This is a genomic window from Sediminispirochaeta smaragdinae DSM 11293, from assembly GCF_000143985.1.
Lineage (GTDB): Bacteria > Spirochaetota > Spirochaetia > DSM-16054 > Sediminispirochaetaceae > Sediminispirochaeta > Sediminispirochaeta smaragdinae.
Map to the genome: position 1 here is coordinate 3,206,366 of NC_014364.1, position 25,991 is coordinate 3,232,356.

The 25,991-nt window shown below is 50.2% G+C and carries 22 protein-coding genes; 5 read left to right on the top strand and 17 right to left on the bottom strand.

Features of this window, described 5'->3' with window-relative positions; genetic code table 11:
• Nucleotides 1–2 precede the first annotated feature (2 nt).
• From SPIRS_RS15125 to SPIRS_RS15135, 3 genes are all read right to left on the bottom strand, one after another.
• Nucleotides 3–3,119 (bottom strand): efflux RND transporter permease subunit, encoded by a 3,117-nt coding sequence (locus tag SPIRS_RS15125; RefSeq protein ID WP_013255556.1) that lies wholly within the window; start codon nucleotides 3,117–3,119, stop codon nucleotides 3–5.
• A 10-nt stretch (nucleotides 3,120–3,129) separates the two neighbouring features.
• Nucleotides 3,130–4,173 carry an efflux RND transporter periplasmic adaptor subunit gene (locus tag SPIRS_RS15130; protein WP_013255557.1) on the bottom strand — a complete coding sequence of 348 codons (1,044 nt, stop codon included), beginning with the start codon at nucleotides 4,171–4,173 and terminating at the stop codon, nucleotides 3,130–3,132.
• A gap of 74 nt (nucleotides 4,174–4,247) precedes the next feature.
• On the bottom strand, nucleotides 4,248–4,925 hold the full coding sequence (locus tag SPIRS_RS15135; RefSeq protein WP_013255558.1) for a TetR/AcrR family transcriptional regulator: 678 nt from the start codon (nucleotides 4,923–4,925) through the stop codon (nucleotides 4,248–4,250).
• 201 nt (nucleotides 4,926–5,126) lie between these two features.
• On the opposite strand from SPIRS_RS15135, the gene SPIRS_RS15140 reads away from it, so the two are divergent.
• Together SPIRS_RS15140 and SPIRS_RS22765 are read left to right on the top strand one after the other, a co-directional pair.
• Complete coding sequence (locus SPIRS_RS15140) at nucleotides 5,127–7,346, top strand: patatin-like phospholipase family protein (protein ID WP_013255559.1); 2,220 nt, start codon at nucleotides 5,127–5,129, stop codon at nucleotides 7,344–7,346.
• Nucleotides 7,347–7,356: 10 nt separating this feature from the next.
• Nucleotides 7,357–7,848, top strand: coding sequence for a methylated-DNA--[protein]-cysteine S-methyltransferase (locus SPIRS_RS22765; RefSeq protein WP_013255560.1), 492 nt, complete (start codon nucleotides 7,357–7,359; stop codon nucleotides 7,846–7,848).
• Nucleotides 7,849–8,060: 212 nt separating this feature from the next.
• Here the strand turns inward: SPIRS_RS22765 and SPIRS_RS15150 are convergent, their stop codons facing one another.
• From SPIRS_RS15150 to SPIRS_RS15200, 11 genes are all read right to left on the bottom strand, one after another.
• On the bottom strand, nucleotides 8,061–8,369 hold the full coding sequence (locus SPIRS_RS15150) for a (2Fe-2S) ferredoxin domain-containing protein (protein WP_013255561.1): 309 nt from the start codon (nucleotides 8,367–8,369) through the stop codon (nucleotides 8,061–8,063).
• Between the two features lie 18 nt (nucleotides 8,370–8,387).
• A complete protein-coding gene (locus SPIRS_RS15155; RefSeq protein WP_013255562.1) occupies nucleotides 8,388–9,653 on the bottom strand; it encodes a radical SAM protein in 1,266 nt (421 codons plus the stop codon).
• Nucleotides 9,654–9,677: 24 nt separating this feature from the next.
• On the bottom strand, nucleotides 9,678–11,126 hold the full coding sequence (locus SPIRS_RS15160; RefSeq protein WP_013255563.1) for a nitrogenase component 1: 1,449 nt from the start codon (nucleotides 11,124–11,126) through the stop codon (nucleotides 9,678–9,680).
• Entirely contained in the window at nucleotides 11,102–12,490 is a 1,389-nt protein-coding gene (nifE, locus tag SPIRS_RS15165; protein WP_013255564.1) for a nitrogenase iron-molybdenum cofactor biosynthesis protein NifE, read from the bottom strand. The genes SPIRS_RS15160 and nifE overlap by 25 nt, the downstream gene beginning before the upstream one ends.
• A 13-nt stretch (nucleotides 12,491–12,503) precedes the next feature.
• Nucleotides 12,504–13,886, bottom strand: coding sequence for a nitrogenase molybdenum-iron protein subunit beta (nifK, locus tag SPIRS_RS15170; protein ID WP_013255565.1), 1,383 nt, complete (start codon nucleotides 13,884–13,886; stop codon nucleotides 12,504–12,506).
• Nucleotides 13,887–13,898: 12 nt separating this feature from the next.
• Nucleotides 13,899–15,521 carry a nitrogenase molybdenum-iron protein alpha chain gene (nifD, locus tag SPIRS_RS15175; RefSeq protein WP_013255566.1) on the bottom strand — a complete coding sequence of 541 codons (1,623 nt, stop codon included), beginning with the start codon at nucleotides 15,519–15,521 and terminating at the stop codon, nucleotides 13,899–13,901.
• Nucleotides 15,522–15,532: 11 nt separating this feature from the next.
• A complete protein-coding gene (locus SPIRS_RS15180; RefSeq protein WP_013255567.1) occupies nucleotides 15,533–15,910 on the bottom strand; it encodes a P-II family nitrogen regulator in 378 nt (125 codons plus the stop codon).
• The gene (locus SPIRS_RS15185; RefSeq protein ID WP_013255568.1) at nucleotides 15,910–16,236 is read right to left on the bottom strand and encodes a P-II family nitrogen regulator; all 327 of its coding nucleotides are present in this window, start codon (nucleotides 16,234–16,236) and stop codon (nucleotides 15,910–15,912) included. The genes SPIRS_RS15180 and SPIRS_RS15185 overlap by 1 nt, the downstream gene beginning before the upstream one ends.
• Before the next feature lie 10 nt (nucleotides 16,237–16,246).
• Nucleotides 16,247–17,074, bottom strand: a complete 828-nt coding sequence (gene nifH / locus SPIRS_RS15190; RefSeq protein ID WP_013255569.1) for a nitrogenase iron protein — start codon at nucleotides 17,072–17,074, stop codon at nucleotides 16,247–16,249.
• A 304-nt stretch (nucleotides 17,075–17,378) separates the two neighbouring features.
• A complete protein-coding gene (locus SPIRS_RS15195; protein ID WP_013255570.1) occupies nucleotides 17,379–18,959 on the bottom strand; it encodes a sigma-54-dependent Fis family transcriptional regulator in 1,581 nt (526 codons plus the stop codon).
• Complete coding sequence (locus tag SPIRS_RS15200; RefSeq protein WP_070807979.1) at nucleotides 18,928–20,049, bottom strand: homocitrate synthase/isopropylmalate synthase family protein; 1,122 nt, start codon at nucleotides 20,047–20,049, stop codon at nucleotides 18,928–18,930. The genes SPIRS_RS15195 and SPIRS_RS15200 overlap by 32 nt, the downstream gene beginning before the upstream one ends.
• Before the next feature lie 507 nt (nucleotides 20,050–20,556).
• Between SPIRS_RS15200 and modA the strand changes: the two genes are divergently transcribed.
• The 3 genes from modA to modC are packed head-to-tail and all read left to right on the top strand — an operon-like array spanning nucleotide 20,557 to nucleotide 23,101.
• On the top strand, nucleotides 20,557–21,351 hold the full coding sequence (modA, locus tag SPIRS_RS15205) for a molybdate ABC transporter substrate-binding protein (RefSeq protein ID WP_013255572.1): 795 nt from the start codon (nucleotides 20,557–20,559) through the stop codon (nucleotides 21,349–21,351).
• 6 nt (nucleotides 21,352–21,357) lie between these two features.
• Nucleotides 21,358–22,062 (top strand): molybdate ABC transporter permease subunit, encoded by a 705-nt coding sequence (gene modB / locus SPIRS_RS15210; RefSeq protein WP_013255573.1) that lies wholly within the window; start codon nucleotides 21,358–21,360, stop codon nucleotides 22,060–22,062.
• Nucleotides 22,046–23,101, top strand: a complete 1,056-nt coding sequence (modC, locus tag SPIRS_RS15215; RefSeq protein WP_013255574.1) for a molybdenum ABC transporter ATP-binding protein — start codon at nucleotides 22,046–22,048, stop codon at nucleotides 23,099–23,101. The genes modB and modC overlap by 17 nt, the downstream gene beginning before the upstream one ends.
• Nucleotides 23,102–23,315: 214 nt before the next feature.
• On the opposite strand, the gene SPIRS_RS15220 is transcribed toward modC, so the two are convergent.
• The 3 genes from SPIRS_RS15220 to SPIRS_RS15230 are packed head-to-tail and all read right to left on the bottom strand — an operon-like array spanning nucleotide 23,316 to nucleotide 25,815.
• Nucleotides 23,316–24,053: a creatininase family protein gene (locus SPIRS_RS15220; protein ID WP_148224197.1), complete on the bottom strand. Its 738-nt coding sequence runs from the start codon at nucleotides 24,051–24,053 to the stop codon at nucleotides 23,316–23,318.
• A gap of 19 nt (nucleotides 24,054–24,072) precedes the next feature.
• On the bottom strand, nucleotides 24,073–25,563 hold the full coding sequence (locus SPIRS_RS15225; RefSeq protein WP_013255576.1) for a sodium/pantothenate symporter: 1,491 nt from the start codon (nucleotides 25,561–25,563) through the stop codon (nucleotides 24,073–24,075).
• A complete protein-coding gene (locus SPIRS_RS15230; RefSeq protein WP_013255577.1) occupies nucleotides 25,564–25,815 on the bottom strand; it encodes a hypothetical protein in 252 nt (83 codons plus the stop codon).
• Nucleotides 25,816–25,991 lie beyond the last annotated feature (176 nt).

Here is a 25,991-nt window from a genome sequence, read left to right on the forward strand (position 1 = left end):
CATTAGTCTCCTCTCTTTTCTGTTGATGCAGGAAGGGGCGATGACGAAGCACCGGATCGGTGAGGGGCCAAAAACTCAAGGGAGGGCAGAAGGAACAGGGTCAGGAACATGGCAGAGACAATGCCACCGACAATGACAATTCCCATGGGCTGACGCATTTCGGCACCTGCTCCTCCGATCCCCAGTGCCATGGGGAGCATACCAAGTACTATCGAGATATTGCTCATTAAAACGGGCTTCAGCTTCACGACAGAGGCTTCCACCAAGGCATCGTGGGTACTTTTTCCTTTTGCCTTGAGCTGATTGTAATAATCAAGGATAAGAATTCCATTATTCACTACGATACCGACCAACATAATGATACCGAGCATAGCCACAACATTGAGCACGGTCCCGGTAGCAAGACAAATCAAAACGATACCGATCATGGAGAGCGGAACGGTGGAAAGAATGAACAAGGGCTGAACAAAACTTTCGAGGATTGCCGCCAAAAGCATATAGGTCAGGATAACGGCAATAAAAAAGACCACAATAAGATCATGAACGGTTTCACTGAGCATTTCGGTACTGCCGCCTTGGTCGATAGTGTAGCCGGGAGGAAGATCAACTTGTTCGATAGCAGCCATGATCTCGTTTACCAGTGAACCTCCGGCATAACCGGGGAGGTTGTCGGCAGTAATCTCTATTGTGCGCAACCGATTATAACGCATGATTTTACTATTTCCCTCTCCGAAGGAGACATTCGCATACCGCGAAAGGGGATAGACGCCGACTGCCGAAGCAATGGGAATATTCTTAAGGTCGTCGATATCCGTAAACTCGCTATCTTTCATCGTAACCAGGATATCGTATTCCTCACCTTCGTCTTTGTAGCTAGTTGCAACGATGCCGTCTACGGCTGCCCGCAAGGAAATAGCCACCTGCTGTACAGAAATACCGTCTTCGGAGATCTGCTTGCGTTTCGGCCGAAAAATCAGCTCAGGCTTGCCGGACTTTGAACTTAGGGTGACATTGGTCACACCTTCGATCGATTCCATCACGGATTTAATCTTTTCAGCGCTTTCCTGGAGAATGGTGAGATCAGGCCCCTTGAGATAGAGATCGACAACCGAACCTCCGACACTACTACTTTGGGTCTCACTGATAGGCATGACCCTAATAGTTACACCGGGAATATCGGTAAGTTCACGGGCAACCATGGAGGCCATAGCGGAACTGTCCTGGCTACGTTCTGATTTTGGAACCAGATAGACGGTCATCTGCGCAAGGCTCACATCCTCATCCATGATTCCCTGGGTTCCCAAGGTCGTTAATATCGATTCGATTTCGGGGTGGCGGCTGAGACGCCCTTCAATTTCCTCCAGTATCGATGCTGTGGACTCCAGGCGCTGTCCCTGAGGCAGATCGACATCCACCTGGATTTTACCACCGTCAGACTGCGGTATATTTTCAAATTTAAGATTCCCTCCTAAATGCATGCTAAAGCCGAACAAGGCAATAATAAGAAACACGACTAACGCGCTGCGTCCCTTATTCTTCAGCATTCCACCAAGTATCCTGCCGTAGGCCTTTTCCCACCTTCGGAACATAGCCTCCAGAGCCTTACTTATGGGAAGCTCCTTCTTGGCCTTTTCCGGAAGAATTCGGGATGCCATCATCGGCGTTAAGGTAAATGAAACGAAAAAAGAAAACAACGTAGCAATTACAATGGTGTAAGCGAAGTTGGCAAGAATCTTGCCCATCATTCCCGACATGGAGCCCATGGGTACAAATACCGCGACATTGGTCATGGTAGAGGCGAACACGGCCACGGTAACCTCTTTCGCACCTAAGGATGCGGAATTAATACGGTCATGTCCAAGTTCTTTGTGTCGAAAGATATTTTCAAGTACAACGACCGAATTGGATACCAGGGTACCAATGGAGCAGGAAATTCCCATAAGGGACAACATATTCAGACTTATGCCCGCCGCTTTCATGACGAGAAAGGTGGCGATGATCGAAAAGGGCATGGCCAAGACGACAATCAGGGTAGAACGAAGATCATGAAGGAAGAAGAGAAGAACAAGGCCGGTAAAAATAATCCCCAAATAGACGTTCGTCAAGGTTCCGGCTACCGACTCACGAACATAGCTTGCATCTTCCTTTACAATTTTAAGACGTATACCCGGATACGAAGCCTCAATTTCCTTGATTTGTTCAGTAACGCCATCGACAACATCAACGGTATTGGCGCTGGGATTTTTCACCACACCAAGCAATATTGCGTTATCTTCCCTTGTACCTGCCTTCTGATCAAGCAAAACCGTCCGTACCCGAACATCCTCACTTGAATCTTTCACATCGGCAAGCTGACGCAGTTTGAAGGTCCCTGTTCCCGTGGGAATGTCAAGATTTCGAATCTGATCCAAATCATCAAATTCTCCCTCCAGCCGGGCGGGAATATCCTGGTCCTCCAACTGGAAATTTCCACCGGGAATATCAACACTTGCCGCCCCTAAGATTCCGGCAACCTGTGAAAGAGGAACCATGTGGGAAAAGACCGTGGATCGGTCAAACTCAACCCTGATTTCCCGCTTTTGCCCCCCGGAAAGGTCGACGGAAGAGACACCGGCGACCTGCGCAAAACGATCGCTGACCGTGGTGCTTCCGAATGTATAGAGCGCCGAAGGCTCCATATCGCCTTCAAGAACGATATTCATTACCGGCATGGCACTTGCAATATCAACCTTTGAAATCTTAGGCCGTTCCGCATCATCGGGAAGATCAGAGAGAATCACCTCGACCTTATCCTTTATTTCCTGTAATGCGATATTTTCGTCCTTACTGATCTCAAACTCCGCGATAACGGCCGAAACACTATCCATCGAATAGGAGGTTAGTGTTTTAAGCTGACTGACCGAAGCGACTTGATCCTCGATTTTCTTCGTGATCTGGGTCTCGATGACATCGGGACTTGCTCCCGCATATACAGTCTGAATTGTAATGTAAGGAATCGTTACATTCGGAAAAAGACTGATCGGCATCGACATATAAGCCATCACTCCAAACAGAATGAGGGCGAAGATCACCATCAGTATGGTGACGGGACGCTTAATGGAGAGATCAACTATGTGCATAAGCTACTCCCTATTTGCCTTCGTCGGCATCGATGATCTTGAGTAGTGCTCCGTCGGTAAGCTTGTCGCCACCCTCGGAAACAAACAGATCGCCTGGAGACAAGCCGTCGATGACCTCCAGCTCAAGATTACGCTCATGGCCGATGGTAAGCTTTCTACGCTCAGCCTTATTGCCATCGGCGACAAAGGCTGACCATTGGTCTCCGGAATGGTTGAGTTCGCTTCGCTGAACGATAACGGCAGTATCGGTGGTATATGTCTCAACAGAGATATCAACACTCATTCCACTAACCAAGCTTCTAGGTTGACCATCAAAAGATGCCTTTACGAGAAAAGCTTTTTTCCGAGGATCCATATTGAGGGCCACTTCTGAGATATGCCCACTCAATGTCTCGGTTTGAGTGGCAATAACAGCCTTTGCGCCCACCTTGATCTGATCGATATCCAAAGGAGTGACATAAAAGGTGGCCTCGTAGCCGTCCAAATTCGAAACGGTAAAAAGAGGATCGCCAGGAGAAACATTGGCAGACGCTCTCACGTCTATCTGGGTGATGAATCCACTGATGGGAGACTCAACCTCAACCATTTTTCCGGCTGATTTGAACGCTTCCCTTGCAAGTTCATACTGGGTCTTGGCATTATCGTACTCTTGCTGAGAAACACCGGCATCGGCATAGAGTTTATTCGTCCTGTTATAGGCGGCCCTGGCATTCTCAAAAGAGAGTTTGGCCTGTTGATATGCCGAATTATCCTGAGAAAAGGACAGCACAACCTGATCCCGTTTCACATAGTCGCCTACCTTGAACCGAATAGTTCGAACCACTTCACTTATGCTGGCATATGCAGTCGACTGAGTTCTTGCCTTGAATTCTGCCGGAAATTTCAGATAGACCGAGAAATTTTCCGGTTCAATTGCTCGAACATGAACAGGGTATCCCTCTTCCTTGTATATCTGCGTAATACTTTGCTCCACAGCCCCATCCTGCTTTCCTCCGGAGCACGCACTAAGCACAATACACATTACGAGGCCAAAGAATGTCCGTTTTATCTTCATGAACCATCTCCTATTGAACAACGTTCATTTATGAACAACGTTCAGTGAGAAGGTAAAAAAAAAACTTTTCTTCGTCAACCTGTTTCTGTTGATTTATGATGAGAATGAAATATGGCCTTTGACAGAAAGGTTCGAAAAACGGAAAAGATGGATCCAACATTATATTCGCCGGAGGGAAAGGCAAGCAGACTACCAAACGTCCTTCGCATTGTAATACCAAGCATGAGGGAAAGACTTGCATCGACAAGGGTAACCGCCGCCAAATGGGGGTCGACATCAAAATTGAGAGACCCATCGGCCTTTCCCTCGCGGAAAATTTCAGTCACAAAATCCACAAAACTGGTCATATCATCAATAATGGTTTGTCGGATGGCATTTGCAATCGCGTGGCCATTTCGTAAATGAAGCAAGGGCAGCTGACTGTATAAAACAAACCGCGGATTACTGCACAGCTGGTCGAAAAAGTTAAGTAGTTTATCGAGCTGTTGTGCACCGTTGCCATTTGGGGGAACAGAGGCTTCCAAATCCTCCCGCTGCTTTGTCGTAAACCTGGCAATTAACGTTGCCAGAATATCTTCTTTGGTTTTGAAATGAAGATAGAGGGCACCGACACTCACTTTAGCCCTACGGGCGATCTCCCGCATGGTTACATTATCGTAGTCGTTCTCAAGGATAAATAATTCTTCGCAGATTTTTAGAATACGGTCGCGCGTTGCTCGTTTGCGTTGTTCCACTCGAGACACTTCTTCCACCGTTTTTCTCCTCATTTGAGATATTTTTCACTATTGTATATTCTATCAGCATATTGAGTGTACCGTCGGAGTCAGAGAAGGTGCAAGGCTTTTCTTGTTTAGTGTTACGAATATTGGTGATCATCACCCCTCATAGCCCTTGAATCTGCGCAAAAAGCAAAAAGGATAGACATAGAAGAGAAAATACCTACAATATGATACATGAAAAGGCCATTCATACTCGCCCTCCTTCTTTGCACGTTTATGTTCCATGCCGCGGCTCAAAGTCAGATACGGCAGACGAATGATGGCGATTCCCCAAGTGTTGCCCTTGTCTTAGCCGGTGGAGGTGCTCTTGGCTTTGCCCATATCGGCGTTATTAGAGCCATTGAAGAGGCCGGAGTCGACCCCGACATTGTCATAGGCGCCAGTATCGGAAGTATTGTAGGTGCCCTTTATGCGGCAGGCTATGACGCAAAAGCGATGGAAACGTTGGTCACGACGAATGACTGGAAGGACACCTTTTTCGATAAACACGACCGGAGTAAGTTGCCGTACTGGCAAAAGGCTTTCTATTCCAGTTACCATTTTTCTATTGCACTCACCCCTTCACAAAAGGCCACAACGGCCGGGGCCTTTCATGCTCAGCATGTTGTAGAACTCCTTGATCGTCTTCTGGAAAAGTATCCGGCAGAACTTGACTTCGATACCCTTCCCCGAAAATTCAGGGCCGTTGCAGCGGATCTTGTGACCGGAGAGCGGGTCGTCTATGATAAAGGGGATCTCAAAACGGTGATACGGGCATCCATGGCTGTCCCAGGAATCTTCACCCCAATTGAATACAAGGGACGGTACCTCATCGATGGAGGTTGGGCAGACAACACACCTACCCAGGTTGCAAAGGCTATGGGAGCCGATATTATCATCGTAGTTCCTCTTGGGGGATTAAAAAATGATATCGAAGAGCTTACAACCATCGCTGCGGTGAGCTCGCAAGCCGACCAGATTCGTATCAGGGAACGGATACAAGAGAGCCTTTCCGCAGCAGATCTTATTATTGCTCCTGATCTTCAGGGCTTTACGGCTGCCGACTTTGAACGAGGAAGCGAACTTGTGGCTGCGGGCTATGAAGCGGCAGAGCCCCTCTTTCCTGAATTGCGGGGGATTGCGGCCCTTCAGGGAAGCAAAAGGAGGGTCCCGAAATCGCCTGCGAATATTGAACAAAAATTGCACATCACCTCCATAACCATCAATGGAGAGCTATCGGAGGAAAGAGAAAATCGCTTAAAGGAATACCTTGATCTGAATATCTCCGAGGAGATCGGGAGAAGCAAGTTGAGGGAGAAGATCTACGCCCTCTATGACGATGGTTCCTATGCCCACATCTGGTATCGCCTTTTACCAAAGGATAATGGTTACCAGCTCATCATCGATGAGGAAGCACAGCAAATTCCTAGATCTCTCCTGAGCCTTGGTCTGAATATAGAAGGTACAGTGACGAAACGTAGTGCCTCATACGCCCAAATGACGGCAGCCTACATTTCATTTATTACCGATGATCTACGCTCTGCAGCCTTGGTGCAAACATGGATATCTGAGATGCCCTCCTTTAAAGCAGGTTTGGCGAGAGCCCTATTCTGGAATACACTTATAAGCATAGGAGGATATATTCATCAGGATCCCCACTATTTTTACGACGATGACGAGGTATCGGCAATCTACAGCCTACAGCGTTTCGGAGGTGACTGCGCAATACTCCTCCCCTTTCGAGGACACGCCGGTATCATAATTAGACCCTACGGGGAATACCGTTATCTGGATCGCTTTATAGGCGACAGTTTATTCGAACAGGAAGGATGGAGCCATTACGGTATAAACGGAAGCCTCTCGATAGATACACTTGATCGCATTCTTACCCCGAAACGGGGAATCTATTCATCCCTTGAAGTCGATTATGGTGCGGAAGAGGGATGGAACGACATTGTCAGAATAGATGCCGAGGGCAATGCCTTCTTATCTCCCTCGTCACGGTGGGTGATCAATCCATGGGCATTGAGCAAGAATTTGCTTCACGGTACACCCCGCTCCGTGGATCTGCCAGCCATGGGTGGAACGGGAAGCCTGGATGGCTATTATCGCCAGGAAATTCGCTCGGAAAATCTTTTTGCAACAGGATTGAGAGTCCGTCGCCAAATCGGCAGCCTGCCCCTGGGCTTCGGCAATGAAATCTATGCACAGCTTGCGGCAAGTGGAGGAATGTCATGGAAAGAGGATTGGACCGACCTGGGAGAAGATCCTCTATACTATAGTGGTGCAGCGGTTGGGATCATTGTCAATACGATCATCGGTGAAGCTCAGATCTCCATGGCAATAAACGATGAGTACCGTTTCAGCGGCTACATAGGATTACGCAACAAATTGCCTACACTTTTCGACCGCTAAAGGAGAAACAATGAGAAGCTATTATCTGTATGATTTTTCGATAGGAACTCTTCGTATCGCTACTTTGGAAGATGCCATTGTCGAAATATCGATTGTTTCCGGAAGAAAGGCCCATAGCGAAGGAGAAGAAAAGGAAACAATTCTCGTACAAGAAGCCTACAAAGAGCTGAAAGAATATTTTGAAGGAACGCGGAGAAGTTTCGATCTTCCCCTTGCCCCTCAGGGTACAATGTTTCAAAAGCGTGTTTGGAAGGCTTTGCTCGATATTCCCTACGGCGAAACAAGGAGCTACAAACAGATTGCCGAGGTTGTAGGCTCTCCCAAGGGCTTTCGCGCCGTGGGACTGGCAAACAACAAGAATCCCATCATTATCGTCGTTCCATGCCACAGGGTGATCGGAGCGGACGGCTCATTGGTTGGCTACGGAGGGGGCCTTGAGGTCAAGGATCAACTTCTAAGATTGGAGCATACCTATTTGACAGGGCAGCAAGAACTGCTCTGAGAAACACTCCCTACTTCTTTATCAATCTGCCATATGTAACGTTTACCTAGTGTTCCGAATCCTGGTGGTAATTTGTTCTTTTTGCAGGGAAAATCCTTGGTTTTTCCTCCTTGCTTGATTTCTCTATGTGTATCTTTGCAATTGACGATAAGAAAAAGAATTGTATGTTGTAGACCACCAATATTCGTAACACTCAGGGAGAGCCCTTCTGTTCAGGTCAACAGGAGCTCCTCCACCGTCCGGCCCCCTTCAAGGGCATCGAGAATTTGATCGACAACATCCTCGGAGTCCACACCTCCGTACCAGATGTTGTCAGGAAATATCGCCATGACAGGCCCCCTGTCGCACATATTCAGGCACGAGGTCATGGCAACGGAAACCCCGTCCATGCCTCGATCGGCAAGTTCCTCCTGAATGTAGGGAACAAGACCGATGGCCCCTTTCTTTTCACAGCCCCCCTGGCTTTCCCCCGAGGCCCTGAAACTGCCGCAGACAAGTATTTGCTTCTCCGGTTTTGTCATACTTTCCTCCTTTATATATCATGTGCAGCCGGTGCCGGCACCCACACAGGTTTTACCGGCAGCACATACCTGCCGTTTTTTCAAATAGGAAATGTCGGCATTGTGAAAAAGCTTAAAGGCTGCCTCACTTGCAACACCTTCGATGACCAGGACCTTTAGCCCGGAAGCGGCAAGTACGGAACCAGGTCTCTCGCCTACGCCCCCGACCAGGAGGTAGGCACAATCATCAAGAAGCCGCGCAAGCTCCTTCCACCGTGCATCTCCGCCGCCGCGGGCGGGGGCAGGTCTGCGCTCACATATAACCGCTTCTCCATCCACATACTCTGCGATAAAAACCTCTTCCGCCTCGCCGAGGTGTGTATTCACCAGTACACCCTCCCGGGAGACAAAGGCAATTTTGCTGCGCGATTCTGAAAACCCGTCGCTGGTGTTCGCAGCATCTCTAAGCAGCTCGCTTATCTCCTGCCGCATATCATCTCCCAAAAGCCCAGCCGCATCGGCCCTGCATCGCTTGCAGTGGCGTGACTGCCTGATGTATGTTCCGGCGGAGCTGCGCATCTCCTCCACAATCTTGCAGGAAGGCTCCTTCAGGTCGGCAAACTCGGTCCCCTTCACAGGGATCAGTGGAATGATATTCATGAGATCGCAACCAAGCTCACAGGCCTTTCTTGCCACGGAGGGGATCTCGCCCTCGTTGATGCCGGGGATGAGCAGAGTGTTGATCTTTACGATCAGCCCCCGCTCCTTGAGGCGTCTTACCGTCTCGATCTGGCGTTCAAGAAGGATCTCCGCCGCATCCAAACCGCGATAATTGCGTTTTTTACACCGCACCCAACTATATATCGATGTGGCCACCCGCGGGTCGAGGGCATTAATGGTCACGGTTACATGGGTCACTCCGAGGGAGGCAACGGCATCAACATAATCGGGGGCGTTTAATCCGTTTGTTGAAAGACAAAAAAGCATCTCAGGGAAAAGACGCCTGCAACGGTCCAGGGTTTCAAGGGTCTTTTCCGGCTCTGCAAAGGCATCTCCCGGTCCTGCGATACCGACAACCCCCGGTTTTACCACCTGGGAAATCTTTTCAAGATAGAGGGTTGCCTGGGCCGGACTCAGGACGGCAGAAGAGACTCCAGGACGGCCTTCGTTGATACAGTCATATTTACGGCTGCAATATTTGCACTGGATATTGCACTTTGGGGCAACAGGCAGATGGACCCGGGCAATATGCCCGGCCGCCTCTTTATCAAAACAGGGATGCCCTTTCAACAGCATCTCGTTCATCGCATATCTCCTTTTTACGGGGCTCTACATACTCATATACCCGACGGGGGATTCATCCTGTCGTTTCGCTATCATGGTATTGGCGATCTGATCGGTCATCCGCAAGGCCCCTGCATAGCCTATATGCAGTAGTCGCTGTCCCCCGAGGCGGTCCTGAATCGGAAAACCGGCCCGAACAAGAGGAATGCCAAGACGGCGGGATACCTTGTACCCCTTGCTTCCACCAATCATGAGATCGGCGTGCACCTCATCAAGGATTGCTTCCAGGCCGGAGAAATCGGCATCGAATCTGATAAGGGGCTCGTCAAAGGCAAAGTCCGTGCAGATCCGGCTTATCATCGCCTCTGCATGGCTGTTAAGCTTCTCTCCGCTGAGACAAATCACCGGTTCGATCCCCAATTCACACAGGAGAGAGCAGATCCCCGCAACAAAGTCACCCTCCCCATAGACCGCGGCCCTTAAGCCGGCAAAGTACTTATGCGCATCGGCATATGCATCAAGGAGTCGTTCCCGCTGGTCCTTGAGCATGGGAGAAAAACGCGGCTCATGTCCGTTCTCCCGGCTCACATCAATTAATGCATTGATACATGCGTCGCTGTTTTTCAGCCCGATGGGAAGAGGGAGGTTGGTATAGGGCACACCAGCCTTTTGTTTCACAATCGCGGCAGGAGAGCACTTGTGCGAAGAGATAAGGCCGAACTCGATAGAGTGTTCGGCCTCCCCCATCCGGCGGACCGCATCTATTGAGGTTCCTCCTTCGGGAAGCCTGTGATACTCCTTCCAGGCCCCACCGTCGAAGCTCCGGCTATAATCCGGCAGAAGTGTCGCCTGTACACCCATTTCACCGAGCACCCACTTCAGGTGTCTGATGTCTTCGGGACTGACCATCCAGGGGAAAAGGTTGATACGCAAGGAACCTTTTCCCACCTCTCCTTGTCCGCAGGTATGGGCACCCGCCGCGGCACGTTTCCGGGGAGGAGCAGCCTGTGCGGCAATTGCCGCACACATCTTCATAAAACCGTCTACATGGGTCCCTTTATAGGCAGCCGTCTCGGTATGGATGTAGGTCACCCCCTCGTCGGCGGGAAAATCCTTGAGATACATCCCGACATCCTCGCCGATGGTTTCGGCAAGACAGGTGGTGGCAATGCCGATCACCTCAGGTTTGTACTGTCCTATGATATTCTTCACCCCGCGGATCAGGTTGCTCCTCCCCCCGAACACGGCGCTGCTTTCATCAAAGGATGAAGAGGCAATATCGACAGGCTCCCTGAAATGACCGATAAGGAAACGACGTATGTAGGTGGCACAGCCCTGAGAGCCGTGGAGAATGCACATCGAATTCCTTATACCCCGTAAGGCGATGGAGGCCCCCAGAGGAGCACACGCCTTGCAGGGATTCACCACCATCCCCGGCGCTTCCCGGACAGGGGCCTCCCCTTCTTTTGTTATGCTCTCGCTACTCTTTCCCATGGATCATTCTCCTTGGCCTCTTTTATGACCTTCCACGACCTGCTGGTCACCGTGTTGTAGACTTCCTTCGCAAAATTGAGCATTCCGGTAAAACCTGCCAAGGCGATTTTTCGTTCATGGTTGTGATCGCAAAATCCGATTCCCAGTTTGTAGGCCACCGGCCGCTCCTTAACCCCGCCGATAAAGAGATCGACATCCAACTCCTGAATGAACCTCGATAACTCGGAAGGATTTGAGTCATCCACAATCACGGTCCCGGGATCGGCAAGCTCCTTCATCTCCTCATACTCTTCGCTGCTTCCGGTCTGGGAACCCATCAGAACAACCTGGATACCGAGATACTTCAACGATCGCAAAAGGCTTAAGGCCTTGAAGGCACCGCCGACGTAGATCGCCGCCTTTTTCCCTTCCAGCACCTTTTTGTATCCGTGGATGATGGGATACACGGCCTCAAGTTCACGGCGAACCAGCTCCTTCGTATTAGCCATTATCAGGGGATCGGTGAAATACTCGGCCACCGTATAGAGAGCCGCCGCCGTATCTTCAATCCCGAAATAAGAAACCTGTTTAAAAGGAATTCCGTACCGTTGCTCCATATCCTGAGCCAGATATTTTAGGGAGCCTGAGCACTGAACGACATTGAGTTGGGCACCGTGTGCCCGCTGCAGCTGCTCGACACGACCGTCTCCGGTAAGGGTGGCGCCCACCTCCACCCCCATTTTTTCGTAGTACTCCTTGATGATCCACGCCTCTCCTGCCAGATTGAACTCGCCTAGGATGTTTATCACCGGCCGTGCAAGCCCGTTTCCATCAGGCCTGACCAGGGGGCTGGTACCTATAAGCCGCCCAAGAGCCTTGCAGGCGGCCTTATAGCCATCCTTCTTTGTACCCTTAAAGCCTTCCGAGTGTACCGGAATCACAGGGATGCCCTCTTCGTCTGCGGTTCGGCGGCAGACAGCCTCTACATCATCCCCGATGATCCCGACGATGCAGGTACTGTAGACAAAGACGGCCTTGGGACCATACTCGGCAATCAGGCGCTTCATGGCCGTATAGAGCTTTTTCTCGCCTCCGAAGATGACATCTTTTTCCCGTAGATCGGTGGAGAAACTTTTACGATGCAACTCCGGTCCCGAACTCAAGGCCCCGCGAATATCCCAGGTATACGCGGCGCAGCCGATGGGACCATGGACAAGATGAAGGGCATCGGCAATAGGATAGAGCACGACCCGGGAGCCGCAGAAGACACAAGCCCGTTGGCTCACCGAGCCGGCGGCCGATACCTTATCACCGCAAATGGCAAAATCATCCTTTCCCTTGGTAAATACCTGTCTTCGTCTCTCTTCGATAAGCGTGTCCGCCATTTTGTCCCACCTTTTACATAACAAGTTCGAAACGTTCCTCAGGACAATCTCTGTCCTGACGATCCATAAAGAGGTCGAGAATCCTCTCCGCGATTCTCATTGCTCCGGCATAGCCTATACTGGGGAAATATTGGTGGCCGATCCGGTCGTAAATGGGAAACCCCATCCGCATGAAGGGAATATCCTCGTCCCGTGCAATGTACTTCCCGTAACTGTTACCAATCAGAAGGTCCACCCGTTCATTCTTGATCCACTGATGTAAGAGAAAGAGATCGGCCCTGGCCCCGTTTCGGTACTGTGCACCGGGGAGCACCTCGTCGAGCATAGACTCCATCCGTTTGGCAAATTTCTTCCCCGGAGTGCCGCTGACGATGTGGATGGGTTTGAGGTCCATGTCCAGCAGGAACTCCGTCAGACTGATAAGCTGATCGGGATCCCCAAACAGGGCGACCTTTTTTCCCGCAAGGTACTGCTGCATGTCGGTGATCAGATCCACTACCCGCCCCCTCTCATCGGTAAGAGAGTCGGGAACAGGATAGCCGGTCAGCTCGGAGAGCTTCATAAGAAAGCGGTCGGTGGCCCTGATACCGATGGGAAGGTCCATCACATCAAAGGGTACTGCGGCAATCTTCTTTAGTTCCCTGGCAGCCGCTTCAGAGGCAAAGGAACCTAAGGCAAAGGTATGGAAACTTTTTCCTGTGGACTCCAGTTCTTCGACGGTGGTCCCTCCCTTTGGAAAAGTTTCATGGACGCCGGTCATCGGCGCATCAAGAACCCCTGAAGTATCGGGAAACACCACTGAGGGGATCTTCATTGCCCGCAGTATCCGCTTTATCTCCCGCATATCCGCAGGATCGACCCAACCGGGAAGAAGGTTGATCTGGTTGATCTTCTCCTCCGAAGGCTTGCAGAAAGAACGAGCAATCGATGCGCACATGGATGAGAAGCCGGTAACATGGGAGCCTACATAGGAAGGGGTGCTTGCGTGGATGATCCTTTTCCCCTCGGGCACCTTTCCGTCGTCGATCGCCTTTTTTACAATCTGTCCCACATCATCCCCGATAGTTTCGGAGAGGCAGGTTGTATGCACCGCAACGACATCGGGATTGTAGACGTTGAAGATGGTGATAAGGGCCGATATGAGGTTTGCCTGCCCACCGAAGACCGAGGCGCCCTCGGTAAAGGAGCTTGTTCCCGCCATGACCGGCTCCTTGTAGTGTCGTGTAAGGGCCGAACGGTGGTAGGCGCAACAGCCCTGGGAGCCGTGGCTGTGGGGCAGACAGCCGTGGATTCCCAAAGATGCGTACATGGCACCGATGGGCTGACAGGTCTTTGAGGGATTGATGGTAAGGGCCGAGCGTTCGGCCACCTCTGCGTTTGTGTGTCGTAGTAACATCCTCATCCTCCTCTATGTTGTTGCGACAAATCTGCCGTGCAGGGTTCGGTTTTTTTCCCACGGGGCACCAATTAATCCCCACACCTTACTTCCGACCATACGGTCTATCTCACGATACCAGTTGATGGCACCGGCAAAACCGGCATAGGGGCCGCCATAGTCGTAGCTATGAAGCTGCTTCATCGGGACGCCCATTTTCTGTACACAAAACTTCTCCTTGATGCCTGCACAAAACACATCGGGCCTATACTCAAGAATCAACCGTTCCATCTCATAGTGGCTGATATCATCGACGACAAAACTTCCGTTTTCCATCTCAGGCATGAGCCCTTCATAACTGCTAAATGAAAGGCCCTGCTGTTCCAACTCCTCCCTACTCGACTCATCCTTTCTTGGGCGATAACGCTCCGTATCCTGTTCGACCTTTAACTCCTCGATGTTCCGGCTGTCGGCATCCACCTTGATGGAAGGAAGGACCCGCCGGCCTTCGTAGTCGTCCCGGTGGCCGAACTCATACCCCGCGGCAAGGACTTCCATTCCCAATTCCTTGAATAACTCCTGGTAATGATGAGCTCTGGAACCTCCGACAAAGAGCATGGTGGTCTTACCTTCGGTTCTCGGCCTAATCTCTTCGAGCACGGCCTCCACACCGACAATCTCTTCGGCAATAACCTCTTCCACCCGCTTCTCCAGCTCAGGTTCTTCAAAATAAGCGGCAATCTTTCTAAGTGATTTTGCAGTGGCCTCGGCTCCGATGAAGTTCACCTTGATCCAGGGAATTCCGTACTTGGTTTCCATCATCCCCGCCACGTAGTTAATCGAACGGTGACACATAATGCAGTTCAGATCCGCGGTATGTGAGCTTGCAAACTGATCAATGGAAGAGTTGCCGCTGTAGGTGGAAACGAGAGTGATTCCGCACTTCTCAAGGAGTTCCTCGATGACAAAGGCATCGCCACCGATGTTATACTCACCAAGCAGGTTTATCTTGTACCTTCCCGTTCTGCCCTCTTCCGAGGTACCGACCACATGCTTGAAAATTTGGTTGTTTGCGATGTGATGCCCGGCCGACTGGCTGACCCCCTTGTAGCCTTCACAGGAAAAGGCAAAGACGTTACAGTCCCCAAACTGTTCCTTCATCTCCCTGGCAATAACATGGACATCATCACCGATCAGTCCTACAGGACAGGTGGAAAAAATGGCGATGGCCTTGGGATGGAAGATGTCGTAGGCCTCCTGTACCGCCTGACGAAGAAGTTTTTCACCCCCAAAAACAATGTTCTGGTCCTGCATATCGGTGGAAAAACAGTAGGTCATGTAGTTTTCACCGTTATCGCCCGGCCTTGTCTGGTTTCTTCGGGTCAGCCATGAGTAGAAACCACAGCCGATGGGGCCATGGGTAATATTAATGATGTCCCGCGTCGGCCCAAGAACAACCCCCTTACAACCGGCATAGCAGCATCCACGCTGGGTGATAATTCCCGGTACGGTCCTGACATTGGCCTGTATGCTCTGTTCGGGATCGGCCTCTCGAACAATGAACTGTTTTTTCCGTTTCTTCAGTACCTTTGGCGGGTACTTTTCCATGATCGTGTCGCGAAAAATATCCGCCTTCATTTTTCCCTTCTCACTCATGTTCTCTTCCTTTAATCAAGGGTCGTATCGCCCTTTTCTTCGGTCCGCACCCGGATACTCTCTGCAACTGGAAGGATAAAAATCTTTCCGTCTCCGGGGTTACCGGTCTTGTTTGTCTTCATAATCGTTTGAACGGCCAGCTCCTTTTTTTCATCCCGAACAACCAGTGTCAGGATTCGCTTCGGTATCAGCCTGGGGCCGTGCCCAAGTTGGGATATCGCCTCCTGGTAGCCATCCTGGGCGCCCTTAATCAGCTGATAGTCAACAAGACCTTTTCCACGGCCGAGAACCTTGCCGGCTGCGGTGAATCCCGAAAAGCCTGCATCGCTTAGGGCCTTCTTGGTTTCATTCATCTTATTTATCCGAATAACAGCCAGTATCTCTTTCATCACTCTTCCTTAAAGCCGGAACTTATTGTGTAGGTCTCTTCAACCGGGGTGATAAATATTTTTCCATCCCCGTACACGCCGCTGGGGGGCGTTTTCCCGAGTTTGAGCATCACCCTGAGCACGATCTCTTTTTCGCTTTCCGGAACCACAACCAGTAACATCTCTTTAGGCAGCTCGTCGTACATGACCTCTCCGACCTTGATTCCCCGTTGCTGCCCACGTCCTGCAACATTGATGCGCGTAAGCGCCGGATAACCTGCATCCAGAAGCCCTTCTATAACATCCTGAACCCGTTCAGGCCTCAGGATGGCTCGTATCATAACCATCTGCTTCTCCTTAATTGGCAATTCCGAATTCGATCAAAAGTTTTTCCAGCGCATCAATGGCAAGAGGCTTGGGAACGACAAACATATCGTTTCCATCCATTTTTTTCGCCAAAGTTCGATATTCATCGGCCTGGACATGGGAGGGAGCGTAGTCGATGACGGTCTTTCGGTTGATTTCCGCCCGCTGCACCATGTTGTCTCTGGGAACGAAATGGAGCATCTGCGTTCCCAGCAGTTTGGCCAGCTCTTCGATCATCTCCTGTTCGTTGTCCACATTTCTCGAATTGCAGATAAGCCCGCCAAGTCGAACGCCTCCTGCATCGGCGTATTTCACGATCCCCTTACAAATGTTGTTTGCCGCATACATTGCCATCATTTCCCCGGACACAACGATGTAAATTTCCTCGGCCTTGCCCTCGCGAATCGGCATGGCAAAGCCCCCGCAGACAACATCGCCAAGGACATCGTAGAAGGTGTAATCGAGGGGAGTATCATCCTGTTCATAAGCACCAAGCTGCTCAAGGAGATTAATGGAAGTGATGATGCCCCTGCCGGCGCAGCCGACCCCGGGTTCAGGCCCTCCCGATTCCACACACGTGGTGTTCAGATAACCGGCTTTGAGGATATCTTCAAGCTCCACATCCTCGCCCTCTTCCCGCAGGGTATCGAGGACCGTCTTCTGCGCCAGCCCATGGAGCAGGAGCCGTGTAGAATCGGCCTTTGGGTCACAGCCTACCACCATTACCTTTTTTCCGGCCTCGGCAAGACCCGCAACGGTATTCTGCGTCGTCGTCGACTTGCCGATACCCCCCTTTCCGTAAATTGCCACTTTCCTCATCTGATCTTCCTCCAGTTCGTCATCTGCCGCAGTGCGGCTACAAAGAGATATGCAGGAGCCGTGCCAAGTTGTGCTAGTGTTCAGAATATTGGTGATATATGGACGTCAAGTATCCCCCCCACCAACAGGAAATGATATAAATTTATATATAATATACAATTACAAATAAATATATTTGGGAAATAGTAAATTCGGACGTTCTAATCGGGAACGGCGTTATGACCACCAATATTCGGAACACTATACTTTTACACATTATTGTAAAGAAATCGTTCTTACATCTCACTTTTTACCAAAATGTACATTACTTCATCTTTTTATAACTTCGAAATTTCTTGTAATCCAATCCGTACTTCTTCATACGAACACCGATCATACGGTTGGTAAGCCCAAGTTCCTTCGCCGCATCCGAGAGATTTCCCTTTGAAGACTTTAATGCCTCGACAAGCAATTCATACTCAAGGGCATCAAGCTGATGCTGGAGGCTTCCGGCCTCCTGGCGACCTTTCAACTCAGGAAGGCGCATCTGAAGGGTTGGAGGAAGATGATATCCGTGTATCACCTGGTTATCGGCCAGAATCACCGCATGTTCGATACAGTTTTCGAGCTCGCGAATATTCCCCGGCCAATGGTAGGAAAAAAGCATATCGATGGCCGGAGTAGATATTCTCGTGACCTTTTTATGGTTCATCCTGCTGAACTTATCGATAAAGTGATTTACCAAAAGGGGAATATCGGATTTTCTCTCCCGCAGGGGCGGAACGGTGATGGGAATGATATTGAGTCGATAGTAGAGATCTTCCCGAAAGCTGCCGTTTTTCATGGCTGTTTCGAGGTCTTTATTAGTGGCCGTTATCACCCGTACATCACAGCGAATGGTTTTGCTTCCCCCAACCCGTTCGAACTCCCGTTCCTGAAGCACCCTCAGAAGCTTTGTCTGGACATTGGGACTCAGCTCACCTATCTCATCGAGAAAGATGGTGCCGCCCTGGGCACGTTCAAAACGACCTTTTCTGTCGCGAACAGCCCCGGTAAAGGCTCCCTTTTCATGGCCAAACAATTCGCTTTCTATGATGGATTCCGGAAGTGCAGCGCAGTTTAGCGTTATGAAGGGCATATTCTTCCTACCGCTTGCATAGTGGATTTCCTTGGCAACCAGTTCCTTTCCCACTCCGCTTTCCCCCAGGATCAGAACCGTCGCCATCGAATCTGCAATTTTGTGCACATAATCAAAGACCCGGCGCATCACCTTCGATGTACCTATGATCCTGCTGCTGGTGAACTTTTCCAGCAGTTCCCGCTGAAGGCGCTTATTCTCCTCCTGTAGAACCTGGTTTTCCTCGTGATGGGCCTGATACAGCTGGACAGCCTGAGAGATCATGGCGGCGATAATCTGCATGAGGCAAAGATCCTCCTCCAGATCCGTCACCTCATCGATGAAACGCTCCGCATTGAGGGTACCTATCACCTCCTTTCCGCCCTTAATGGGGACACAAATAAAGCCTATCTGTTTTTTTCCGATATCCCGGCGCACCCGAGTACGATTAAGGAAATGAGGTTCCAGCGAAATATCGGGTACGAGCGCCGGTTTTCCGCTCTCGATCACCTTTCCGGTAATCCCCTCCCCCGGATCATAGATACCCCGGGCTTGTTCCTCAGGAGAAATTCCAAATCCCTCCTCGATCGATATCTTTCCGCTTTTTCTGTTGAAGATACTTATCGTTCCTCGAACCAGTCCCATATGACCCGACATAATCCGCAGGACTTCCTGAAGAATTTCAGAGATGACATCCTCTTTCAGGATGGAGTTACTCATCTCAAAAAGGAATCTAAGAGCGGTATTACTCTTAACCTCACACGCTCTGCATGTTGATGATGTATTCATGATAGATTGCTTCCACTTCGGAAGGGTCGAGATTTCTCCCCTTCTCTTCCGCAATTCTACGGATCATCGGCAAAAGCGAATGAGCCGTAGCCAGATCGATTTCAACCGACATGTTTCTCAGCACATACTGAATTCCCTTTGATCCCGACAATCTGCCGGTTTTGATCTCCACCCTGCCTATGCCATACTTCTCGGGGAGCAGAGGAAGAAAGGCCTCGGGGTCCTTTATAGTTGCGGCTACATGAATGCCCGACTCATGGCTGAAGACATGTTTTCCCACAATGGGTCTGTCAACAGGGATGGGCCTTCTGCCGATCTTTGCAACATAGCGACTCAGTTTTTCGATAGCGTTCATGTCAAACGGATGTCTCCCCGTCCCTCCTCTGGTCGATAAGACCATGGCCAGTTCCTCGATTCTGGCATTACCAGCCCGCTCTCCTATCCCCAAAACGGTCGCACTGACCGCATCAATGCCGTGATCGAGGGCAGTGATCCCATTTGCACTTGCCATACCGAAATCGTTGTGCGGGTGAAATTCAACAGGAATGGAAGAGGCGGAAAAAAGCGCACACGCGTGTATAACGTCAGAGGGCATCATAACACCGGCCGAATCGGCTATTCGGGCCCGACGATAGCCTATAGCAGCGGCCCGATCCAAGAGTTGCTTAACAAAAAAAGGATCGGCACGACTTGCATCCATAAATCCTATATGCACCCGTTCAAAATCATTTTGGCACAGTTCAAACATCGACTCCATGGCTTCAGAAAGCCATACAACATCTTTATTGAAAACAGAAAGGAGGCGATCGGAAACAGGAAAACTGATATGCACGATAGAGAGGCCGGTACATTTTGCCGCCTCGATATCATTCACATGAGCGCGACACCAGCAGGAGACGGGAAGCGGCAAGTCGCAGCACCAACGCAAGAAGGCTATCTCCTCATCCCCGACAATCGGCATCCCTGCCTCGATTTCATCCACTCCCGTTTTCACAAGCATCTCGGCAATACGCTTGCGTTCATCCGTCGTAAAGACAATACCAGGAGCTTGTTCGCCATCTCTCAACGTTGTGTCGATAATATATGCCATAGAAATGATAAGCAAAAACCGAACCACATTTTATGACAATAGTATCTTTATATATAATAATAAATTAGAAAATCACTATCACAAATAGAACATCAAAAACAGACAGAATGAGTACATTAATGTAGGAAATATTCGATGATTTGGCTTTAGCCCATATCTTTCGCTTCATCGCCTTTTTCTACATAAAGTGTTTTGGGGCCATCTCATCCGCTATCGTCCGCCCCACGTGCCAATATTTTACATACAGGTAACATTGTCGAAAAACCAATACATTTATGTATGCATAATCCGATCTATTCCTTTACCATCGCCGGCAAAACCACTTGCCATAGTAAAAAAAGCAAACCCCAAAGGAACTGAAGCGACAAAGAAAAGAGAATACCTTTATATATAATAATATACAATGGTAGACACTCAAAAACCTCTATGATATAACACAAGTTGTGTGCATTTTATGGCACGGTATCTGCATAATCTTATAATGACACAGAAAAAAAGGAGTTTTGTATGAAAAAAAAGGCATTATCTCTCTTGGTTCTCCTCGTGGGAGTAACCATGCTTCTGTCGGCGGGAGGCCAGAAGGAATCCGCCAAACCATCTGCAGCGGAAACGTCCCCTGTTGTGGTCTTTAACGCAGCAAGCACCACCGACCTGGTAAACGACATTGCGGACCTTTTTACCGAAGCAACAGGCATTGCCGTAGAAAGTAACCCGGCATCAAGTGGGACCCTTGCCCACCAGCTGGAGCAGGGAGCCGAAGCCGATGTCTATATCTCGGCCTCAAAAAAGTGGATGGATTTCACGAAAGATCTCGGGATCACCGAAGAGGTCAGCCCCTTTGTAAAAAATCGCCTTGTCCTGATTGCTCCCCTTGATTCTCCCATGGAGCCATTTGAACTTACGGGAAACACCGACTTTCCGGCTATTTTCGAGGGACGTCTTTCCATGGGTGATCCGGCCCATGTACCCGCCGGAAAATATGCCGAAGATGCATTGAAATACTACGGTTGGTACGATACGCTGACCGATAGGATACAGCCTGCGGCCGATGTACGGGCGGCGCTTATGGTAGTAGAATTGGGAGAAACGGAGCTTGGCATCGTGTACGAAACCGACGCCATGAAGTCCCAGAAGGTTAAGATCGTCTCCCGTTTTCCCGAAGAATCACACACTCCGATAGAGTACTTCGTCGCCTATATGAAGGAGAGCAATGCTGCCGGAAAACAGTTTTATGACTTTCTTTTCGAGAACGAGAAGGTGGGTGAACTTTACAAGAAATACGGATTTTCGGTATCAAAGTAAGCGATCATGAAATCAATTGATGTCATCCACACTGTACTACTGTCGCTCAAGATCGGATGCATATCAACAGCCGCCAATCTGCCCCTGGCCTTGGCGGTCGTCTACCTCCTCACCCGCTGCAATTTCAAGGGAAAAACCCTTGTCGACGGCCTGGTCAACCTTCCCCTTGTCATGCCGCCGGTTACCACCGGATACCTTCTGCTGATCCTCCTCGGGAAAAAGGGGCTCATCGGTTCCTATCTTTACGCCTGGTTCGGCATACGCATCGCCTTTACCACCACGGCGGCCGTTATCGCCTCCATGGTCGTCTCCTTTCCCCTTGTAACACGAAACATCAAGGTATCAATGGAGATGGTTGACCCAAAACTGGAACAAGCGGCTCTCACCCTCGGAGCAGGAAAGCTGAGTGTCTTTTTCAGGGTTACCCTCCCCTTGATATTTCCCGGAATCATAAGCGGGCTTATCATCGGTTTTGCCCGAAGCCTCGGAGAGTTCGGAGCGACCATGACCTTCGCAGGCAATATACAGGGGCAGACCCGTACCATCCCGCTCTCGGTCTATTCTTATCTGCAAATTCCGGGAAAAGAGCGGGAATCGGCGATCCTTGTGCTCATTTCGATCATCATATCCTTTACCGCAATGTTCGTTTCTTCCCTCTACACCCGTGTAATCCAGAAAAGGAGAAGCAGCCCAGATGAGTCTCTCGTTTGATATTGAATTACCGCGAAGGAATTTTCTCCTGCAGCTCAAGGCTGATTTCGGTGACCAAACCATAGGCGTTTTCGGTCCCTCTGGAGCGGGAAAAACATCACTCTTCAGCCTGCTTGCCGGGCTTGAGCGGCCGAGTGCAGGAAAGATCGCCCTCAACGGCAAGGTGATAACCGATACCGAAAAGCAGATATACCTTCCTCCCAACAAAAGAAAAATCGGTGTCGTTTTTCAGGAAAAGCTGCTCTTTCCCCACCTAAGCATCAAAGAGAACATCCTTTTCGGGGAACGCTATGTGAAGGAAAAGCGTATCCGTTTCGACGACGTGGTGGAACTTCTCGAACTCTCCCCCCTCCTGAACTCCATGCCAAACAGTGTCTCCGGAGGCGAACAGCAACGTGCCGCCATTGCCAGGGCCCTTCTCACCTCCCCTGAAATGCTGCTACTCGACGAGCCCTTCAATGCCGTCGATGCAAATCTGAGAAAGACCATGCTCCCCTACCTCAGAAAGCTCAGGGACGAGCTGAAAATTCCACTCCTCATCATCAGCCATGATCTGCCCGACATCCAACGGCTGACCAACATGGTATACCTCATCGAACAGGGACGCTGCGTCGGCTTCGGCGAAATCATCAACCTCATCAACAGCGGTACCGCAGTCACCGGTGAACAGGGTGTCGTCAACACCCTCAACCTCATCAAACCGGAAAAGATCGACGAAGGCCTCTTTCAATGCAGGGCCGAAGGCCTCAACAACGGCACCGTCATACGAACCCCTTTTGCTCCTGCAGACTCCTTCACCATGACCATCCATCCCGAGGAGATTGCCCTCTCCATCACCCCCGTTCCAAACATCTCCATCCAGAACCAGCTCAAGGGCACGGTCGTCAACCTTATCAAGAAAGAACACTCCCTCTACTGCATCATCAATGCCGGAGTTCCCCTGATTGCAAAAATCACCGCCGATTCTCAAAAACGTCTGGGCATAGGGGTTGGTACCGAGCTCTATTGCCTCTTCAAGGCCCACTCGCTCATGCTCTGATTCCGGGCGTCCCCCTCGGGCCAAAGGCCCTCGGGTCGGGCTTGCTCCGAAGTCCGCTCATCGCTCCCGTCCTCGCGCTCTGCACTCGGACCGGCCTTGCGGCCGTTCTCCGCATCCCTGACGCTTTCGCAAAGCTGCGAAAAAAGGCGTACAGAAAGACACTGTACGCCCTATCGATCAATTATTCTTCATCCATCGAAAACCATACGTTATCTTACAGCTTCCGATACTCCTCAATGAATTCCGAAATAAATTCCACACAGACATCCATCATATCCTGACCGAACTTTTTTGTCGATCCGCGGGGATCTCCGGGACCGAACCAACCATTGGATGCAAGTTCCTTCGTGTCCCTGGCCATTCGTACAAGGCCTCCCCTGAAATTTACCATTTGTATGTACTGCGCCTTTATCTCGCCTGTCGGATGAACCGGGGCCATATCACGCGAAAGGGACAGATCAACACACGACTCATCCACCGCCATCATCGCGGAGGTCTCCAAGATATCTCCATGTCCGCCGTTTGCAAATCGTTCATCTATTTGACCGACGACGCTCCACCAATCGATGCTGGCCATGATGCCTCCGGCGTGATAGACATCCAGGGCAGCTTTATCGAGGGCCGGATTATTTCCCCCATGGCCGTTTATTACAAGAAATCGCCGTGCCCCATGATGCATGAGTGATCTGGTAATGCCGGACATCAGCGTATATAAGCCTTCATAGCCGATATCGATGCTGCCGGCGAAACTCATATGGTAAGGACATACGCCGAAGGGTATTGCGGGAGCTACAATGACATTCTTTTTGCCACTCACGCGATCGGCCAGATGCTGCGGTACCAGAAAATCCGTACCAAGTGCACACTGGGGCCCATGTTGTTCCGTACTGCCCGTAGGAATGACAATAATAGGGTCCTGTTTCAACGCCGTTTCCGCCTGGGTGCTTGTCATCTTGTGTAGATACATTGCTTCAGGCACGCCCCTGTTTTGTCAGCATATGCCGCGCCAGGGTCTCCTCAGAAGGACGCTTGCCCTTTGTCGATAGACTCACCAGCACCATGACGAGGGCAGCTACGGCAACGCCGGGTACCACGGCATGGAATCCGTGAATCAGCGCCTTCATGGCAGCTATTTTGGTGCAGCAGATCAAGGTAAGGACTCCCGCGATGACGGACGAAACAGCAGCGGGGAATGTCGCGCCCTTCCAATACATGCCGAACAGTATCGGTACCACAAATATTGCCATGCCGGAGAAAGCGAAGGTATTGATAATGAATATGCTGCCGGGTTTAAGGCATCCGAAAATAATCACCACAACACCGACGATAAGGGTAACGATCTTGGAAAGCTTCATGACCTGGTCGTCCGACGCCTTCGGATTAATATATTTTTGATATACATCTCGGGTAGCGGCAGAGGTAGTGGTTATAAGCAGACCGTCGATGGTAGACATACCGGCCGCGACAATACCGGCGATAACGACCGAAGCGATCACCGGATTCAGGCCCCGCTGTAGGATAATGGGAATGATGTAATCTGAATTTTTCAGGTTCGGAACAAGGGAGATACCATTCACACCGGACCAAAGGACCAGGAGCGCCGTAACCATCATCCCCCCTGTGCCAAGAAGCACCGCACGGAACATGGTTTTGTGATCCTTCATGGCAAAAAATTTGGTAAACAGCTGAGGCTGTCCCATGGTAAAAAAGGACCATAGGAGGATATTCGAGACATAATAGGTCCAGGTCATGGTGCCGTTTGCTCCCGGGAAGGACATGTAGGCCGAATTCATTTCGTTCAGACTGGAATTCAGGTGCGAGAGTCCCCCTCCCTGGTGCAATGTTAGGATAAAGGCAACAATAGCGGTGATGAACATGAGGCTTCCCTGGAGAACGTCGGTCATCATTGCACCGCGCATGCCTCCGGACATACAATAGATGATGACAATGGCCCCCATTCCGATTACGCCTACATAGGCGGGAAGGCCTGTGAACACATTCACAATGACACCGGCCCCGATGATTTGCGCTCCCATCATGGGAATGAGAAAGCATAACATCATGAGACCAAGGAGACCACTCATACGGTGATCTTCGTAGCGATCGGAGAGATAGTCGGAAAGGGTAAGGAATCCCCGCTCGTGACCAAGGGTAACAAGCCTCCGCCCGATCAGGACCGTCGGAATAATCATGGCAAAGGCAACACCGGGAATGGTAATGCCCATACCGGCATAACCCATCTTATATAACATGCCAGGAGTGCCGAGGAAGGTTCCCATACTGTACTGAGTCGTCGCATAGGCAATACCACTGATGATAACGCCCGCCTTACCGTTTAAGACAAAGTAATCCCGCAGGCTTTTCGTTTTGCGACTGGCATACCAGCCGATACAGGCCATGAGAACAAAATAGATCCCCAAAATGAGGAAAAAAGGACCGGGAGTAGGTGTAACTTCAGCCATTTAGTTTTCCCCCTTGTCATCGTAGCGATGGTTTTCCGGACGCTTCATCGACATCTTGTAATAAACGACAATGAGCGCATACGTAATCACACCATAGACCAGCCAGTTCCAGATGAAATTCGGGACCCCGAACAGGCCGGGATCATACTCATGATTGACGAAACAACGAATCGGCAACATGATGCCGATAAAAAGCGTAAGGAAAATAGCACGCCACGTCGCTTCAAAGTGGTTCGTGAATAATCCTCTCATTTTTACCCCCCTTTGTTTGGCAGCAGTTTTTTCAGTAATCTGCCATATTGTGTAAATAATATCACCAGTTTTTTTGCTCGTAAATAGTAAATACTATAATTTTATTTTGATTTATATCATAAATAATCTTTTACTCACTTAATTGCGAAAAATCGTAATTAATGTAATACTGTTCT